This window comes from Streptomyces sp. WAC05374 (genome assembly GCF_004353505.1).
Taxonomy (GTDB): Bacteria; Actinomycetota; Actinomycetes; order Streptomycetales; family Streptomycetaceae; genus Streptomyces.
In genome coordinates, this window is the sequence record NZ_SMNQ01000010.1 from 39,770 (window position 1) to 54,411 (window position 14,642).

Annotated in this window: 15 protein-coding genes; 6 read left to right on the forward strand and 9 right to left on the reverse strand. The window is 72.9% G+C overall.

Annotation, left to right across the window (positions count from 1 at the left end; genetic code table 11):
* Positions 1-241: 241 nt before the first annotated feature.
* Positions 242-1,066, reverse strand: a complete 825-nt coding sequence (locus tag E2B92_RS19820) for a purine-nucleoside phosphorylase (protein WP_126883467.1) — start codon at positions 1,064-1,066, stop codon at positions 242-244.
* A gap of 180 nt (positions 1,067-1,246) precedes the next feature.
* On the reverse strand, positions 1,247-1,684 hold the full coding sequence (locus E2B92_RS19825; RefSeq protein WP_126883468.1) for a gamma-glutamylcyclotransferase: 438 nt from the start codon (positions 1,682-1,684) through the stop codon (positions 1,247-1,249).
* A gap of 139 nt (positions 1,685-1,823) precedes the next feature.
* On the opposite strand from E2B92_RS19825, the gene E2B92_RS19830 reads away from it, so the two are divergent.
* Both E2B92_RS19830 and E2B92_RS19835 read left to right on the forward strand, forming a co-directional pair.
* Positions 1,824-3,263 carry an NAD(P)H-quinone dehydrogenase gene (locus E2B92_RS19830; protein WP_126883469.1) on the forward strand — a complete coding sequence of 480 codons (1,440 nt, stop codon included), beginning with the start codon at positions 1,824-1,826 and terminating at the stop codon, positions 3,261-3,263.
* A 188-nt stretch (positions 3,264-3,451) separates the two neighbouring features.
* Positions 3,452-4,414 (forward strand): DeoR/GlpR family DNA-binding transcription regulator, encoded by a 963-nt coding sequence (locus tag E2B92_RS19835; protein ID WP_126883470.1) that lies wholly within the window; start codon positions 3,452-3,454, stop codon positions 4,412-4,414.
* A 143-nt stretch (positions 4,415-4,557) separates the two neighbouring features.
* On the opposite strand, the gene E2B92_RS19840 is transcribed toward E2B92_RS19835, so the two are convergent.
* Positions 4,558-5,103 (reverse strand): TetR/AcrR family transcriptional regulator, encoded by a 546-nt coding sequence (locus tag E2B92_RS19840; RefSeq protein WP_126883516.1) that lies wholly within the window; start codon positions 5,101-5,103, stop codon positions 4,558-4,560.
* A 178-nt stretch (positions 5,104-5,281) separates the two neighbouring features.
* The gene (locus E2B92_RS19845) at positions 5,282-7,036 is read right to left on the reverse strand and encodes an acetyl/propionyl/methylcrotonyl-CoA carboxylase subunit alpha (protein ID WP_126883471.1); all 1,755 of its coding nucleotides are present in this window, start codon (positions 7,034-7,036) and stop codon (positions 5,282-5,284) included.
* A 346-nt stretch (positions 7,037-7,382) separates the two neighbouring features.
* Between E2B92_RS19845 and E2B92_RS19850 the strand changes: the two genes are divergently transcribed.
* Positions 7,383-7,829 carry a hypothetical protein gene (locus tag E2B92_RS19850; RefSeq protein ID WP_126883472.1) on the forward strand — a complete coding sequence of 149 codons (447 nt, stop codon included), beginning with the start codon at positions 7,383-7,385 and terminating at the stop codon, positions 7,827-7,829.
* A 12-nt stretch (positions 7,830-7,841) separates the two neighbouring features.
* On the opposite strand, the gene E2B92_RS19855 is transcribed toward E2B92_RS19850, so the two are convergent.
* The 3 genes from E2B92_RS19855 to E2B92_RS19860 form a co-directional block, all read right to left on the reverse strand.
* Complete coding sequence (locus E2B92_RS19855) at positions 7,842-8,450, reverse strand: Maf family protein (protein WP_126883473.1); 609 nt, start codon at positions 8,448-8,450, stop codon at positions 7,842-7,844.
* A 49-nt stretch (positions 8,451-8,499) separates the two neighbouring features.
* Entirely contained in the window at positions 8,500-8,628 is a 129-nt protein-coding gene (gene mmpB, locus E2B92_RS33820) for a morphogenic membrane protein MmpB (RefSeq protein ID WP_260604300.1), read from the reverse strand.
* Positions 8,629-8,702: 74 nt separating this feature from the next.
* Positions 8,703-9,326, reverse strand: coding sequence for a TetR/AcrR family transcriptional regulator (locus E2B92_RS19860; protein WP_126883474.1), 624 nt, complete (start codon positions 9,324-9,326; stop codon positions 8,703-8,705).
* Between the two features lie 72 nt (positions 9,327-9,398).
* Between E2B92_RS19860 and E2B92_RS19865 the strand changes: the two genes are divergently transcribed.
* The gene (locus E2B92_RS19865) at positions 9,399-10,550 is read left to right on the forward strand and encodes an SGNH/GDSL hydrolase family protein (protein WP_126883475.1); all 1,152 of its coding nucleotides are present in this window, start codon (positions 9,399-9,401) and stop codon (positions 10,548-10,550) included.
* Here the strand turns inward: E2B92_RS19865 and E2B92_RS19870 are convergent.
* Both E2B92_RS19870 and E2B92_RS19875 read right to left on the reverse strand, forming a co-directional pair.
* Complete coding sequence (locus E2B92_RS19870; RefSeq protein WP_126883476.1) at positions 10,535-10,744, reverse strand: acyl-CoA carboxylase epsilon subunit; 210 nt, start codon at positions 10,742-10,744, stop codon at positions 10,535-10,537. The genes E2B92_RS19865 and E2B92_RS19870 overlap by 16 nt on opposite strands.
* 9 nt (positions 10,745-10,753) lie before the next feature.
* On the reverse strand, positions 10,754-12,352 hold the full coding sequence (locus tag E2B92_RS19875; protein WP_126883477.1) for an acyl-CoA carboxylase subunit beta: 1,599 nt from the start codon (positions 12,350-12,352) through the stop codon (positions 10,754-10,756).
* Between the two features lie 109 nt (positions 12,353-12,461).
* Here E2B92_RS19875 and E2B92_RS19880 point away from each other — a divergent pair, with 109 nt between their 5' ends.
* Positions 12,462-13,313, forward strand: a complete 852-nt coding sequence (locus E2B92_RS19880) for a biotin--[acetyl-CoA-carboxylase] ligase (RefSeq protein WP_126883478.1) — start codon at positions 12,462-12,464, stop codon at positions 13,311-13,313.
* A gap of 108 nt (positions 13,314-13,421) precedes the next feature.
* The gene (locus E2B92_RS19885; RefSeq protein ID WP_126883479.1) at positions 13,422-14,639 is read left to right on the forward strand and encodes an adenylate/guanylate cyclase domain-containing protein; all 1,218 of its coding nucleotides are present in this window, start codon (positions 13,422-13,424) and stop codon (positions 14,637-14,639) included.
* Positions 14,640-14,642 lie beyond the last annotated feature (3 nt).

Genomic DNA, 14,642 nt, shown 5'->3' on the forward strand with positions numbered 1-14,642 from the left:
GCCCACGTGGGCAGCGGAAACAGGCACCGCCCCAGGGGTCACCGCGGGAAGGGCACCGCCCCGTCCCGTTGTGCCCACCCGTCCCTCCCCCCAGGGCTTCGCCCTGGGGGGACCCCCAGCGGGACGACTGCCCCCAACGGGGGGCGCCGCCCCTGCGGGACGACCGCCCACAACGGGGAGCAGAGGCGGCTGCCTCCGCGCGCCGGCCGGGCCGGGCGACGGGGCCTGGCGGACGGGCCGGCTAGATCCGGTCGAGGACCCGGGTCAGGAGCTCACCCATGCGGGCGGCGGAGTCGCGGCCCGCCTGGAGGACCTCCTCGTGGTTCAGCGGCTCGCCGGAGAGGCCGGCGGCGAGGTTGGTGACCAGGGAGATGCCGAGGACCTCCGCGCCCGCCTCACGGGCCGCGATGGCCTCCAGGACGGTCGACATGCCGACCAGGTCGCCGCCGAGGACGCGGACCATGTTGATCTCGGCCGGGGTCTCGTAGTGCGGGCCGGGGAACTGCACGTAGACGCCCTCTTCGAGGGTCTCGTCGACCTCCTTGCACAGCGCGCGCAGGCGCGGCGAGTAGAGGTCGGTGAGGTCCACGAAGTTGGCGCCGACGATCGGCGAGGCGCCCGTCAGGTTCAGGTGGTCGCTGATCAGGACCGGCTGGCCGGGGCGCATGCCCTCGCGCAGGCCGCCGCAGCCGTTGGTCAGCACGACCGTCTTGCAGCCCGCGGCGACGGCGGTGCGCACCCCGTGGGCGACGGCGGCGACGCCGCGGCCCTCGTAGTAGTGCGTACGGCCGAGGAAGACCAGCGCGCGCTTGTCACCGATGGTGTACGAGCGGATCTTGCCGCCGTGGCCCTCGACGGCCGGCGGCGGGAAGCCCGGGAGCTCGGTGACCGGGAACTCGGCGTCGGGCGCGCCGAGCGCGTCGACGGCCGGGGCCCAGCCGGAGCCCATCACCAGGGCGACGTCGTGGGTTTCCGTGCCGGTCAGCTCGCGCAGGCGCGCGGCGGCGTCGGCGGCGGCGGCGTAGGGGTCGCCCTGGAGGTGGTCCGGGGTGGCAGTTGCGTTCACAGAGTCTCTCGCCTCGCGAAGTAACAGTCGCCCCGGACCGCTCACGAGGACCGGGGGTCCGGGGGCCGGCCCCGGAAGAAAGCAGTACGCACAAGAGCGTAGCCCGAGATTGCCTACGCGCGTAGATGACGATGCCCACGGAGCCGGGATCGTTGTCTTGTCGTTTCCGACGAACCCCGTTCAGCAGGGGCGCTTGCGCAGCTCCATCACGTAGTCGTGCGGCGCGCCCGCCGACTCGGCGGCGTCCGCGACCTCGCCCAGGTAGCGGGCGGACGGCAGGCCGCCCTCGTAGCCGTTGAGGACGTACACCCAGGCGGGTTCCTCGCCGTCCAGCGTGTGGACCCGCACCCGCATGCGGCGGTAGATGTCCAGGCCCACGCCCTCCCAGCGGTCCATGGAGTCCTCGTCCATCGGGGCGATGTCGTACAGCGCGACGAACACCTGGGACCGCGGGGCCTCCACGATCGTGGCGAGCGCGCCCTCCCAGCCCATCTGCTCGCCACCGAACGTCAGCCGCCAGCCGTTGAGCCAGCCCGTGCCGCGCAGCGGGGAGTGCGGAGCGCGGCGGGTCATCAGCCGCGCGTCGAGGTTGCCGGCGTACGCGGCGTAGAGCGACATGGGGTCGAGGGTACGGGAGGGCCGGGGGTGAGCGCTGTTTCCCGTTGGAGGGCCCCGGCGGGAAGCACCCGGAGCCGTGCGGGACAATGGGGTACGTACTTGCATCCCTGCCGTGACGAGAGCGCGAGGCGTAACCCCTGTGACCCGGATCGTGATCATCGGTGGCGGACCCGGCGGATACGAGGCGGCCCTGGTGGGCGCCCAGCTCGGCGCGGAGGTGACCGTCGTCGACACCGACGGCCTCGGCGGAGCGTCCGTCCTGACCGACTGCGTACCCTCCAAGACCCTGATCGCCACGGCCGAGGTGATGACGACCTTCGACTCCTCCCACGAGGAGCTCGGCATCATCGTCGCGGACGACACGCCGCACATCGAGCAGGCCGCCCGGATCGTCGGCGTCGACCTCGGCAAGGTCAACCGACGGGTGAAGCGGCTCGCCCTCGCCCAGTCCCACGACATCACCGCCTCCGTCACGCGTGCGGGCGCGCGCGTGCTGCGCGGCCGGGGCCGGCTCGACGGCCGCCAGGCGCTGGACGGCTCCCGCCAGGTCGTCGTCACCGCCGCCGACGGCACCGAGGAGACGCTCACCGCCGACGCCGTGCTGATCGCGACCGGCGGCCACCCCCGCGAGATCCCCGACGCCCTGCCGGACGGCGAGCGCATCCTCAACTGGACGCAGGTCTACGACCTCGACGAGCTCCCCGAGGAGCTCATCGTGGTCGGTTCGGGTGTCACCGGTGCCGAGTTCGCCGGCGCCTACCAGGCGCTGGGCTCCCGGGTCACCCTGGTGTCGAGCCGGGACCGCGTGCTGCCGGGCGAGGACCCGGACGCGGCGGCCGTGCTGGAGGACGTCTTCCGGCGCCGGGGCATGAACGTCATGGCGCGCTCCCGCGCCGCCTCCGCCAAGCGGGTGGGCGACCGGGTGGAGGTGACGCTCGCCGACGGGCGGGTCATCTCCGGCACGCACTGCCTGATGGCCGTCGGTGCCGTCCCGAACACCGCCGGGATGGGGCTGGAGGAGGCCGGCGTACGGCTCAAGGAGTCGGGCCACATCTGGACCGACAAGGTCTCCCGCACCTCCGCGCCGGGCGTGTACGCGGCCGGTGACGTGACCGGTGTCTTCGCGCTGGCCTCGGTGGCGGCGATGCAGGGCCGGATCGCCATGTACCACTTCCTGGGCGACGCGGTGACGCCGCTGAACCTCAAGACGGTCTCCGCGAACGTGTTCACCGACCCCGAGATCGCCACGGTCGGTTACACCCAGGCCGACGTGGACGCCGGCAAGATCGACGCCCGGGTGGTCAAGCTGCCGCTGCTGCGCAACCCGCGCGCCAAGATGCAGGGCATCCGGGACGGCTTCGTCAAGATCTTCTGCCGGCCGGGCACGGGGATCGTGGTGGGCGGCGTCGTGGTCGCCCCGCGCGCCTCCGAGCTGATCCACCCGATCTCGATCGCGGTCGACAACAACCTGACGGTCGAACAGATCGCAAACGCCTTCACCGTGTACCCGTCCCTGTCGGGCTCGATCGCCGAGGTGGCACGACAGTTGCACACCCGTAAGACGGCCGCCGAGCTCTAGGCCCCCGAGCGCCCCGCGCGGGCGAGGGACAACACCCGGCAAGCCCCGGCAAGTCGGGACATCGAGCGGTCAAGGAACGTTCTTGGACGGGCCCGCCTATACCACTTGGCGGGCCCGTCTGTTCGCAACTTCCCGTAATAGGCGCATACCGCTGCAAAGAAACGGTCGCTGGGGTTACTGTCAGTTTCGTGTTCGCTGCAGAACGTCGTCAGTTGATCCTTGAAATGGTGCGCGCCAATGGGGCGGTATCGCTCCGTGAGCTCGCCCGCGTCGTCCAGACCTCCGAAGTGACCGTACGGCGTGACGTGCGGGCGCTGGAGGCAGAAGGACTCCTCGACCGCCGGCACGGCGGTGCGGTGCTGCCGGGCGGTTTTACGCGAGAGTCCGGCTTCCCGCAGAAATCCCATCTCGCGACCGCCGAGAAGACGGCCATCGCCGACGTGGCCGCCGGTCTCGTCGAGGAGGGCGAGGCCATCGTGGTCGGGGCGGGAACGACCACCCAGGAGCTGGCCCGCCGGCTCGCCCGCGTACCCGGGCTGACCGTCGTCACCAATTCCCTGCTCGTCGCCCAGGCGCTGGCCCACGCCAACCGGGTGGAGGTCGTCATGACCGGCGGCACCCTGCGCGGCTCCAACTACGCGCTGGTGGGCAGCGGGGCCGAGCAGTCCCTCCAGGGGCTGAGGGTCTCGCGGGCGTTCCTGTCCGGCAGCGGGCTGACCGCCGAGCGGGGCCTGTCCACGTCCAACATGCTGTCGGCGAGCGTCGACCGGGCGCTGGTCCAGGCGGCGGCGGAGGTCGTCGTGCTGGCCGACCACACCAAGCTCGGCACGGACACCATGTTCCAGACCGTGCCGACGGACGTGATCACCCGGCTGGTCACCGACGAGCCGCCCGCGCACGACGACCGTGCGGCCACCGAGCTCCAGGCGCTGGCGGACCAGGGTGTCCAGGTCACCGTGGCCGGTCCCGCACCCGGCTCGTCCGGCGCGGACGGCGCCCCGCCCCCGGGCCGGCAGGCCCGCCGGGACGTCCCCCTGCCGGGCCAGCGCGGCCGCCACCCGGGCGGGCCGCAGCTCCGCAGCGCGTCCCTGTCGGCGGACGGCCCGCCACCGGAGCGCGGCGCACGCGTGGCCGACCTGCGCCGCCGCTGACGCGCGGGGCGGAAGGGGCGCGGGCGGCTCGGGCGCCGGGCGGGCGGGCGCCGGGTGGATCCAGCGCCCCGCGCCGGGGGTGCGTCGCGGGTCCCGCACCGGTGGTGCGTACCCGGGCCGGGCGTCGCCGCACCGGCAGTGCGTCACGCCTTCAGGCCGCGCAACGTGAGCATCAGGAGCCGGTCGGCCAGTTCCGGGTCGTCCGGCGACTGTTCGGCCGCCAGGGCGATCGCGTTGGTGAGCTGCATCAGGTCGCCGATCGACACGTCCGCCCGTACCGCGCCCGCCTCCTGGGCGCGCACCAGCAGGCGCTCGCCCGCCGCGCGCATCGGCGTGCTGCACTGCGACAGGGCCGAACTGGCGTCGTGCGAGGCCGACATGAGCGCCCGGGCCAGGCCCCGGTACTCACCGGCGTGCGTGACGATGGCGCGCAGCCACTCCACCAGCGCCGTACAGGGCTGTTCCGAGGCGGCCAGGTCGCGCGACCTGGCCAGCAGGGCGTGCAGCGCCTCCTGGAAGACGGCGTTCATCAGCGCGTGCCGGTTCGGGAAGTGCCGGTACAGGGTGCCGATCCCGACCCCCGCGCGGCGCGCGACGTCCTCCAGCGACGCGTCGGTGCCGTGCTCCGCGAAGGCGGCCCGCGCCTCGGCGAGCAGCCGCTCGTAGTTGCGGCGGGCGTCGGCGCGCATGGGGCGCGGCGCGCCCGGCGCCCTGTCCGCCGCCGTCCCGCTCGCCGCCGCACTCGTCACCATCGCGCCGTCCTCCCTCGTACCGCCGCCGCCCTACGCCTCCAGGATGCCATCGCGGACATGGCGAGGGGCCCGCCGGCCATGTGCCGACGGGCCCCTCGTGGTGCGCCGGAGCGCCTCAGTCCTTGATCTCGCAGATCGCGGCGCCGGACGTCACCGACGCGCCGACCTCCGCCGACAGGCCCTTGATCGTGCCCGCCCGGTGGGCGTTGAGCGGCTGCTCCATCTTCATCGCCTCGAGGACGACGATGAGGTCGCCCTCCTTGACCTCCTGGCCCTCCTCGACCGCGACCTTGACGATCGTGCCCTGCATCGGGGAGGCGAGGGTGTCGCCCGAGGCGGCGGAGCCGGCCTTCTTGGCGGCGCGGCGCTTGGGCTTGGCGCCCGCGGCCAGACCCGTGCGGGCCAGGCTCATGCCCAGCGAGGACGGCAGCGAGACCTCCAGGCGCTTGCCGCCGACCTCGACGACGACGGTCTCGCGGCCGGGCTCCTCCTCCGCCTCGGTGGCGGCGGGGGCGGCGAAGGCCGGGATGTCGTTGACGAACTCGGTCTCGATCCAGCGGGTGTGCACCCGGAACGGGTCGCTGGTGAAGGCCGGGTCCTGGACGACCGCGCGGTGGAACGGGATGGCGGTGGCCATGCCCTCCACCGTGAACTCCGCGAGGGCGCGGGCGGCCCGCTGGAGGGCCTGCTCACGGGTGGCGCCGGTGACGATCAGCTTGGCCAGCAGCGAGTCCCACGCCGGGCCGATGACGCTGCCGGACTCCACGCCCGCGTCCAGGCGGACGCCCGGACCCGACGGCGGGGTGAAGGTGGTGACGGTGCCGGGGGCGGGGAGGAAGTTGCGGCCCGGGTCCTCGCCGTTGATGCGGAACTCGAAGGAGTGGCCGCGCACGGCCGGGTCGCCGTAGCCGAGCTCCTCGCCGTCGGCGATGCGGAACATCTCGCGCACGAGGTCGATGCCGGTGACCTCCTCGGTGACCGGGTGTTCCACCTGGAGTCGGGTGTTGACCTCCAGGAAGGAGATCGTGCCGTCGAGGCCGACCAGGAACTCCACGGTGCCGGCGCCGACGTAGCCGGCCTCCTTCAGGATGGCCTTGGACGCCCGGTACAGCTCGGCGTTCTGCTCCTCGGTCAGGAACGGCGCGGGGGCCTCCTCGACCAGCTTCTGGTGGCGGCGCTGGAGCGAGCAGTCACGCGTCGAGACGACCACGACGTTGCCGTGCTTGTCGGCCAGGCACTGGGTCTCGACGTGGCGCGGCTTGTCGAGGTAGCGCTCGACGAAGCACTCGCCCCGGCCGAAGGCGGCGACGGCCTCACGGACGGCGGAGTCGTACAGCTCCGGCACCTCTTCGAGCGTGCGGGCGACCTTCAGGCCGCGACCGCCGCCGCCGAAGGCGGCCTTGATGGCGATCGGCAGGCCGTTCTCCTTGGCGAAGGCCACGACCTCGTCGGCGCCGGAGACCGGGTCCGGGGTGCCGGCGACCAGCGGCGCGCCGGCGCGCTGGGCGATGTGACGGGCGGCGACCTTGTCACCGAGGTCCCGGATGGCCTGCGGCGGCGGGCCGATCCAGGTCAGACCCGCGTCGATGACGGCCTGGGCGAACTCCGCGTTCTCGGAGAGGAATCCGTACCCGGGATGGACGGCGTCCGCGCCGGAGTCGGCGGCGGCCTGGAGCACCTTGGCGATGTCCAGATAGCTGGCCGCCGGGGTGTCACCGCCCAGGGCGAACGCCTCGTCGGCCGCACGGACGTGCAGGGCGTCCCGGTCCGGATCGGCGTAGACGGCTACGCTCGCGATCCCGGCATCCCGGCAGGCACGGGCGACACGGACAGCGATTTCGCCACGGTTGGCGATGAGCACCTTGCGCACGATGGCTCCCTCCTTGAAACAAGCTGAGTTTAGGGACAGCCGACACGGCCTTTCGACCCGTCCCCAATGGTGAGCTTGCCCACACGGAGCGTGATTCGAGGCGTAGTGGAGTCGTGAAATCCCTTGTCGCACCACGTTACGCAGGGCTTCTGAACGGAACAGTAACCCTGAGGTGTGGTCAAGGTCTCTGTCTTCACGGCCAGCGCCCCCTCCCGTTTCTTTGTGGAGTCCCTACGAATGGGCGAATGATTCTTTGCGGCGCTGTCAGAACCCTTGTCCGAACGTTTACCAGTCAGTAGCCTGCGCGCAGTCGTCCGTACTGCGAGTAACAGGCAGGGGAGAGCCCATGGTGGCCCGCAGACCGATAGCGCTGGCGGCCGGGATCGTGCTGGTCCTGGAGGCGGTGGGCCTCGTGCTGCTGCACATGGTGCTCGCCCGGGTGATGGGCGGTCAGCGGATGTCGCTGGACGGGCTGGACCCGGATCTGATGGTCACCGCCATCTGGATCATGGGCGGTGTCCTCGGCGCGTACGTGGCGCTGTGCGGGGTGCTGCTGGTGCTCCTCGGCGTACGGGACCGCCGCCTCGGGCGCGCCGCGCGGATCGTGCTCATCTCCTGTGCGATCACGCACGGGGTGCTGGGCGCGGTCGTCGTCGGCCTGGTGGGCTGGGCGGCGTTCGCGTACATGATGGTGGTGCTGGGGCTCGTCGTGGCGTCACTCGTGCTGTACGCGCCGGAGCACGGGGCGCGTGAGCCGGCGCCGCCCGTGGAGGGCGGCGTGGCCCCGGCGTGAGGGTCGGGACGGTCAGTCCCACAGGTCGGTGATGGCGACGCCCAGCTCCGCCAGCAGGCGGCGCAGCAGGGGCAGGGACAGGCCGATCACATTGCCCGGGTCGCCGTCGACGCCGTCGATGAAGGGCGCCGAGCGGCCGTCCAGGGTGAACGCGCCCGCCACGTGGAGGGGTTCGCCGCTGGCGACGTACCGCGCGATCTCCTCGTCCGTCGGGTCGCCGAAGCGGACCAGGGTGGAGGCGGTCGCGGAGGCGTACCGCTTGGCGGTCGTGTCGTAGACGCAGTGGCCGGTCTGGAGGATGCCCGCACGGCCGCGCATCGCCTTCCAGCGGGCGGTGGCCTCCTCGGCGTCGGCGGGCTTGCCCAGGGCCTGCTTGTCCAGCTCCAGCACCGAGTCGCAGCCGATGACGAGGGCGCCGCTCGCCTCCGGCTTGGCGGCCACGTGGGCGGCCTTGGCCTCGGCGAGGGCGAGCGCCAGTTCGGCCGGGGTCGGGGCGGTGAACCTGTCCTCGTCGACCCCGCTGACGATCACCTCGGGGGCGAGTCCGGCCTGGCGCAGCAGACCGAGGCGGGCGGGGGACGCGGAGGCCAGGACGAGGCGGCGGCGCCGATCAGCAGTCATGGGCGCCATCGTACGGAAAACGCCCCCGGCGGCGGGTCGGGCGCCGGGGTCAGTGCAGGCCCACCACGAACATCGCCAGCAGCATCGCCAGCGCCAGCAGGATGCCCGCGCGCCGCAGCATCGCCTGCATGTCGCGCATCTCCTCGGGGGGTTCGTTCTCGGGGTCGGACCACAGCATCCTTCGATCCTGCTGGCCCGGTCCGCGCGGCGCCTGAGTACGCGTACTCAGGCGCCGGGGTGCCCGGGGACTACTCAGGGGCGGACGAACACCCCCGCACGGGTGGCGGCCAGCGCCGCGGCCACCGCCCGGTCGCCGTCGGCGCCGGTGAGCGGCTCGTGGCTGACCGCGAAGCGGTAGTAGAGCGGGGCGGACACGGCGCGCAGGACCTCCAGGGGATCGGTGCCGGCCGGGGCCTCGCCGCGTTCGGCGGCGCGTTCGACGGTGGGCGCCCAGGCGCGCAGGCGGGTCTCGTAGAAGCCGCGCAGGGCGGTGGCGCACTCCTCGTCGCAGGCGGCCGCCGCGATGACCGCCCGGAAGACGGGGCCCATGCGGGGGTCGGTGAGCGTCGTGGTGACGAGGGCGGCGTTGGCGCGCAGGTCGCCCTCGAGGGACCCGGTGTCCGCGGCGGGGACGGACCGCTCGGCCATGTCGCGCAGCAGGTCGGCGACGAGGCCCACGGGGGAGGCCCAGCGCCGGTACACGGTGGTCTTGCCGACGCCCGCGCCGGCGGCGATCCGGTCCATGGCGAGCGCGTGGAAGCCGTCCGCGGCCAGGGCGTCCTCGGTGGCGCGGAGGACGGCGGCGCGGACCTTCGCGGTGCGGCCGCCGGGGCGTACGGTGCCGGGCGTGGTCTCCAAATGGGACTCCTGTTTCATTTAGTCGGGTCGTGGTGGTACGGTCCCGGGGTGCAGCTTAATGGAACTCGCTTCCCGTTAGGAGTCTCGGTCATGAACTGGACCGCCGCCTGGACCGCCTCGCCCCAGCTCCCCTCCGCCGGCTTCACCCCGAACTGGTCCCAGGAGGGCTTCTCCGGCCACACCCTGCGCCAGATCGTCCGTGTCACCGCCGCCGGGGACCGCGTGCGTGTCCGGCTCTCGAACGCGTACGGGACCTCACCCCTGCACATCGCCGGGGCCACCATCGCCCTCACCGACACGGGCGCGGCCCTCCGCCCCGGCTCGCTGCGCCACCTCACCTTCAAGGGCGCCCGCTCGCTGGTCGTCCCCGCCCGCGGGCAGGCCGAGAGCGACGCCGCCAAGCTTGCCGTGGAGCGCCTGGACCGGGTCACCGTCACCCTCCACCTGGCCGGCACCACCGGCCCGGCCACCTTCCACGCCCAGGGCTTCACCGACAGCCACCGCGCGGAGGGGGACCACCTCGACGACGTCACCGGCACGCCGTTCACCGGGACGACCGCGTCCTGGTACTACCTCAGCGGGGTGGACGTGAGCGGCGCCGACCCGGCACCCGGGGGCGTCGTCCTGTTCGGCGACTCCCTCACGGACGGCTTCGGCTCCACCCCGAACGCCGACCGCCGCTGGTCCGACGCCCTCGCCGAACGCGTCGACCGTCCCGTCCTGAACGCCGGCATCGGCGGCAACCTGCTGCTCAACGACTCGGCCTGGTACGGCGAGCGCGCCTCGGCCCGCTTCCACCGCGACGCCCTCGACCTGCCCGGCGTCACGACCGTCGTCCTCCTCCAGGGACTGAACGACATCGGCTACAGCGAGGCCCGCGACCAGCCGACCTACAAGCCCGCCCCGGTCCACTCGGCAGCCGGCCTGATCGCCGGGTACCGGCGGCTGATACGGGCCGCACGCGCGCGTGGCGTACGGATCGTCGGCGCGACCATCCTGCCGTTCAAGGGCACCACCCACTGGGGGCCCCGTGCCGCCGGGGTCGCCGCCGAGGTCAACGACTGGATGCGCGAGTCCGGCGAGTTCGACGCGGTCGTCGACCTGCACCGGCTCATGGGCGACCCGTCCGACCCGGACCGCCTGAACCCCGCGTACGCGTACGAAGACGGCCTCCACCCGGACGACGCGGGATACCGCGTCATGGCGGAGGCCGTCCTGCCCGTGCTTCAGGCCGGCCAGTAGGACCGCGCCCACGACCGGGGGCCCGGGTGCGGGTGGCGGGTGTGGGCGATGCGCGCCGGGTCCGACCAGCCCTCGGGCACGTGCGGCGCGCCGCCGGAGGCCGCCGAGGCGGTGGCGGCGGCGCGCGCCTGGACCACCGCCAGTGCGGCGGCCAGCTCCTCCGGGGTCGGGTTGCCCCGCAGAACCTTGATCATGGGGGCTCCTTAGAGGGGGATGTTGCCGTGCTTCTTCGGGGGCAGGTTCTCCCGCTTCGTACGGAGCTGACGCAGCCCCTTGACGATCTGCGCCCGCGTCTCGGACGGCATGACCACCGCGTCGATGTAACCGCGCTCGGCCGCCGTGTACGGGTTGAGCAGCGCGTCCTCGTACTCCTGGATCAGCCGCGCCCGCGTCGCCTCCACGTCGTCGGCCTCCGCGATGGTGCGGCGGTGCAGGATGTTGACCGCTCCCTGCGCGCCCATCACGGCGATCTGCGCGGTCGGCCACGCCAGGTTGAGGTCGGCGCCCAGGTGCTTGGAGCCCATGACGTCGTACGCGCCGCCGAACGCCTTGCGCGTGATCACCGTGATCAGCGGGACGGTCGCCTCGGCGTACGCGTAGATCAGCTTCGCGCCGCGCCGGATGATGCCCTCGTGCTCCTGCCCGACGCCCGGCAGGAAGCCCGGCACGTCGACGAAGGTGAGGACCGGGATGTTGAACGCGTCGCACGTCCGGACGAACCGGGCCGCCTTCTCGGAGGCGTCGATGTCCAGGCAGCCCGCGAACTGCATCGGCTGGTTGGCGACGATGCCGACCGGGTAGCCCTCGACCCGCCCGAAGCCGGTGATGATGTTCGGCGCGAACAGCGCCTGGGTCTCCAGGAACTCCCCGTCGTCCAGGACGTGCTCGATGACGGTGTGCATGTCGTACGGCTGGTTCGCCGAGTCCGGGATGAGGACGTCCAGCTCGCGGTCCTCGTCGGTGGGCGCCAGGTCCGCCTCCTCCGGGAAGGCGGGCGCCTCGGACAGGTTGTTCGACGGCAGGTACGACAGCAGCGACTTGACGTACTCGATGGCGTCCTTCTCGTCACCCGCCATGTGGTGCGCCACACCGGAGGTGGCGTTGTGCGTCCGGGCGCCGCCCAGCTCCTCGAAGCCCACGTCCTCGCCGGTCACCGTCTTGATGACGTCGGGGCCGGTGATGAACATGTGCGAGGTCTGGTCGACCATCACCGTGAAGTCGGTGATGGCGGGCGAGTAGACCGCGCCGCCGGCACACGGGCCGACGACCAGGCTGATCTGCGGGATCACACCCGAGGCATGGGTGTTGCGGCGGAAGATCTCGCCGTACATGCCGAGGGCCATGACGCCCTCCTGGATGCGGGCGCCGCCGGAGTCGTTGATGCCGATCACGGGGCAGCCGGTCTTCAGCGCGAAGTCCATCACCTTGATGATCTTCTGCCCGAAGACCTCGCCGAGGGCACCGCCGAAGACGGTGAAGTCCTGCGAGAACACCGCCACCGGGCGGCCGTCGACCGTGCCGTAGCCGGTGACGACGCCGTCCCCGTACGGGCGGTTCTTCTCCAGGCCGAAGCTGGTGGAGCGGTGCCGGGCGAACTCGTCCAGCTCGACGAAGGAGTCCTCGTCCAGCAGCAGCGCGATCCGCTCGCGGGCCGTCAACTTGCCCTTGGCGTGCTGTTTCTCGACGGCGCGCTCGGAGCCCGCGTGCGTCGCCTCGTCGATACGGCGCTGAAGATCCGCGAGTTTGCCCGCGGTCGTGTGAATGTCGATCTGGGGCTCTTGGGCCTTGGCCGGCTCGGACATCGGGATGCGGCTCCCTGCCTGGTCACGGGATCGTTGGCTACTGACCCGTAGCGTATCGGCGGCGATACCCTTCGGCAGTGCGGTGTTTACCACACCTACGCTGGCTTGCATGACGCCCTCACTTGGTCCAGGGAGCCCCTGGTCCGACCTCGAACGACCGCCCCTGAACGCCGCCGGCCTGCGCCGCGCCCTCCTCGTGCCCGGCGGACTGTGGACCTCCCTCGACCTCGTGCCCGCCACCGGGTCGACCAACTCCGACCTGGGCGCCCGGGCCGCCTCCCTCCCCGAGGGAGCCGTCCTGGTCGCCGAGGAGCAGACGGCCGGGCGCGGCCGGCTGGACCGCACCTGGTCCGCGCCCGCCCGCTCGGGGCTGTTCCTCTCCGTCCTGCTCAAGCCGGACGTCCCCGTCGCCCGCCTCGCCTGGCTGCCGCTGCTCACCGGCGTCGCCGCCGCCACCGGGCTCGCCCGGGCCGCCGGCGCCGACGTGGCGCTGAAGTGGCCGAACGACCTGATGGTGAAGGTGCGGGGCGAGGAGCGGAAGGCCGGCGGGATCCTCGCCGAGCGGGCCGGCGACGACGGCATCGTCGTCGGGCTGGGCCTCAACGTCACGCTCCGTGAGGAGGAGCTGCCGGTGCCCACGGCCGGCTCCCTCCGGCTCGCCGACGCGATCTCCACCGACCGCGACCCGTTGCTGCGCGCCCTGCTGCGCTCCCTGGAGCAGTGGTACCGCCGCTGGACGGCCGCCGGCGGCGACCCGTCGGCGTGCGGCCTGGACGAGGCGTACGCGGCCAACTGCTCCACCCTCGGCCGTACCGTCCGCGCCGAGCTGCCCGGCGACCGGACCCTCACCGGCGAGGCGGTCGCCATCGACGGCGACGGCCGCCTCGTGGTGGCGCCGCCCGGCGGACAGCCGGAGGCCGTGGGCGCGGGCGACGTCGTGCATCTGCGCCCGGTGGGCTGACGCGCTCGGCCGCGGGGACGTGAGCCAGGGCACACCTGCCGTATCGTTGACGACGATCCAGCTACAGATCGGCAGGACAGTGCGCAGGGAACGGGCAGGAGGCGGCCGGTGACCGTCGACGACGCGAACTCGGGCGGGTCCGGGTCCGGGCCGAGCGGGGCGGAGCCGAACGGGGCGTCGCAGACCGGGACGTCGCAGGGCGCGGCGGAGTACCCCACCCCCCACCATGTCGTCGACCATACGGCGGAGCCGACCGACGACCCCCTGGCCATCCGGCTGGAGCAACTGATCCTCGGCGCGGAGCGCCGCTACACCCCCTTCCAGGCGGCCCGCACGGCCGGTGTGTCCATGGACCTGGCCTCCCGGTTCTGGCGGGCCATGGGCTTCGCCGACATCGGGCAGGCCAAGGCGCTGACCGAGGCGGACGTGCTGGCGCTGCGCCGGCTGGCCGGTCTGGTGGAGGCGGGACTGCTGAGCGAGCCGATGGCCGTGCAGGTGGCCCGGTCCACCGGCCAGACCACCGCCCGGCTGGCCGAGTGGCAGATCGATTCGTTCCTGGAGGGGCTGACCGAGCCCCCCGAGCCGGGGATGACCCGCACGGAAGTGACGTATCCCCTGGTGGAGCTGTTGCTGCCGGAGCTCCAGGAGTTCCTGGTGTACGTGTGGCGGCGGCAGCTCGCGGCGGCGACCGGCCGGGTGGTGCAGGCCGCCGACGACGAGGAGATGGTGGACCGGCGCCTGGCGGTCGGCTTCGCGGACCTGGTGGGCTTCACCCGGCTCACCCGCCGCCTGGAGGAGGAGGAGCTGGGCGAGCTGGTCGAGGCGTTCGAGACCACCTCCGCCGACCTGGTCGCCGCGCACGGCGGACGGCTGATCAAGACGCTCGGTGACGAGGTGCTGTTCGCGGCCGACGACGCCGGTACGGCCGCCGAGATCGCGCTGCGGCTCATCGAGACGCTCACCCACGACGAGACGATGCCCGCGCTGCGCGTCGGCATCGCCTTCGGCACGGTCACGACCCGCATGGGCGACGTCTTCGGCACGACCGTGAACCTGGCCAGCCGGCTCACCTCGATAGCCCCCAAGGACGCCGTCCTGGTCGACGGCGCGCTCGCGGAGGAGCTGTCGCGCACGGGCGAGGCCCCCGTCTCGGAGGCGCAGGCCGCCGAGGAGGCGGCACGCGCCGAGAAGGAGGGCGAGGCGCCGGGCGCCGCCCTGTCGAAGTACCGCTTCGCGCTCCAGCCGATGTGGCAGCGGCCGGTGCGCGGGCTGGGCGTCATCGAGCCCTGGCTGCTGACGCGGCGGCAGCCTAGGATCACCGGATAACGT

Excerpts from the sequence above, each read along its gene's own strand:
- E2B92_RS19840 (WP_126883516.1), bottom strand. The coding sequence starts at position 5,103 with ATGCGCGCCGACGCCCGCCGCAACTACGAGCGGCTGCTCGCCGAGGCG.
- E2B92_RS19855 (WP_126883473.1), bottom strand. The coding sequence starts at position 8,450 with ATGACTGCTGATCGGCGCCGCCGCCTCGTCCTGGCCTCCGCGTCCCCC.
- E2B92_RS19825 (WP_126883468.1), bottom strand. The coding sequence starts at position 1,684 with ATGTCGCTCTACGCCGCGTACGCCGGCAACCTCGACGCGCGGCTGATG.
- E2B92_RS19865 (WP_126883475.1), top strand. The coding sequence starts at position 9,399 with ATGAACTGGACCGCCGCCTGGACCGCCTCGCCCCAGCTCCCCTCCGCC.
- E2B92_RS19860 (WP_126883474.1), bottom strand. The coding sequence starts at position 9,326 with ATGAAACAGGAGTCCCATTTGGAGACCACGCCCGGCACCGTACGCCCC.
- mmpB (WP_260604300.1), bottom strand. The coding sequence starts at position 8,628 with ATGCTGTGGTCCGACCCCGAGAACGAACCCCCCGAGGAGATGCGCGAC.
- E2B92_RS19880 (WP_126883478.1), top strand. The coding sequence starts at position 12,462 with ATGACGCCCTCACTTGGTCCAGGGAGCCCCTGGTCCGACCTCGAACGA.
- E2B92_RS19870 (WP_126883476.1), bottom strand. The coding sequence starts at position 10,744 with ATGATCAAGGTTCTGCGGGGCAACCCGACCCCGGAGGAGCTGGCCGCC.
- E2B92_RS19850 (WP_126883472.1), top strand. The coding sequence starts at position 7,383 with ATGGTGGCCCGCAGACCGATAGCGCTGGCGGCCGGGATCGTGCTGGTC.
- E2B92_RS19875 (WP_126883477.1), bottom strand. The coding sequence starts at position 12,352 with ATGTCCGAGCCGGCCAAGGCCCAAGAGCCCCAGATCGACATTCACACG.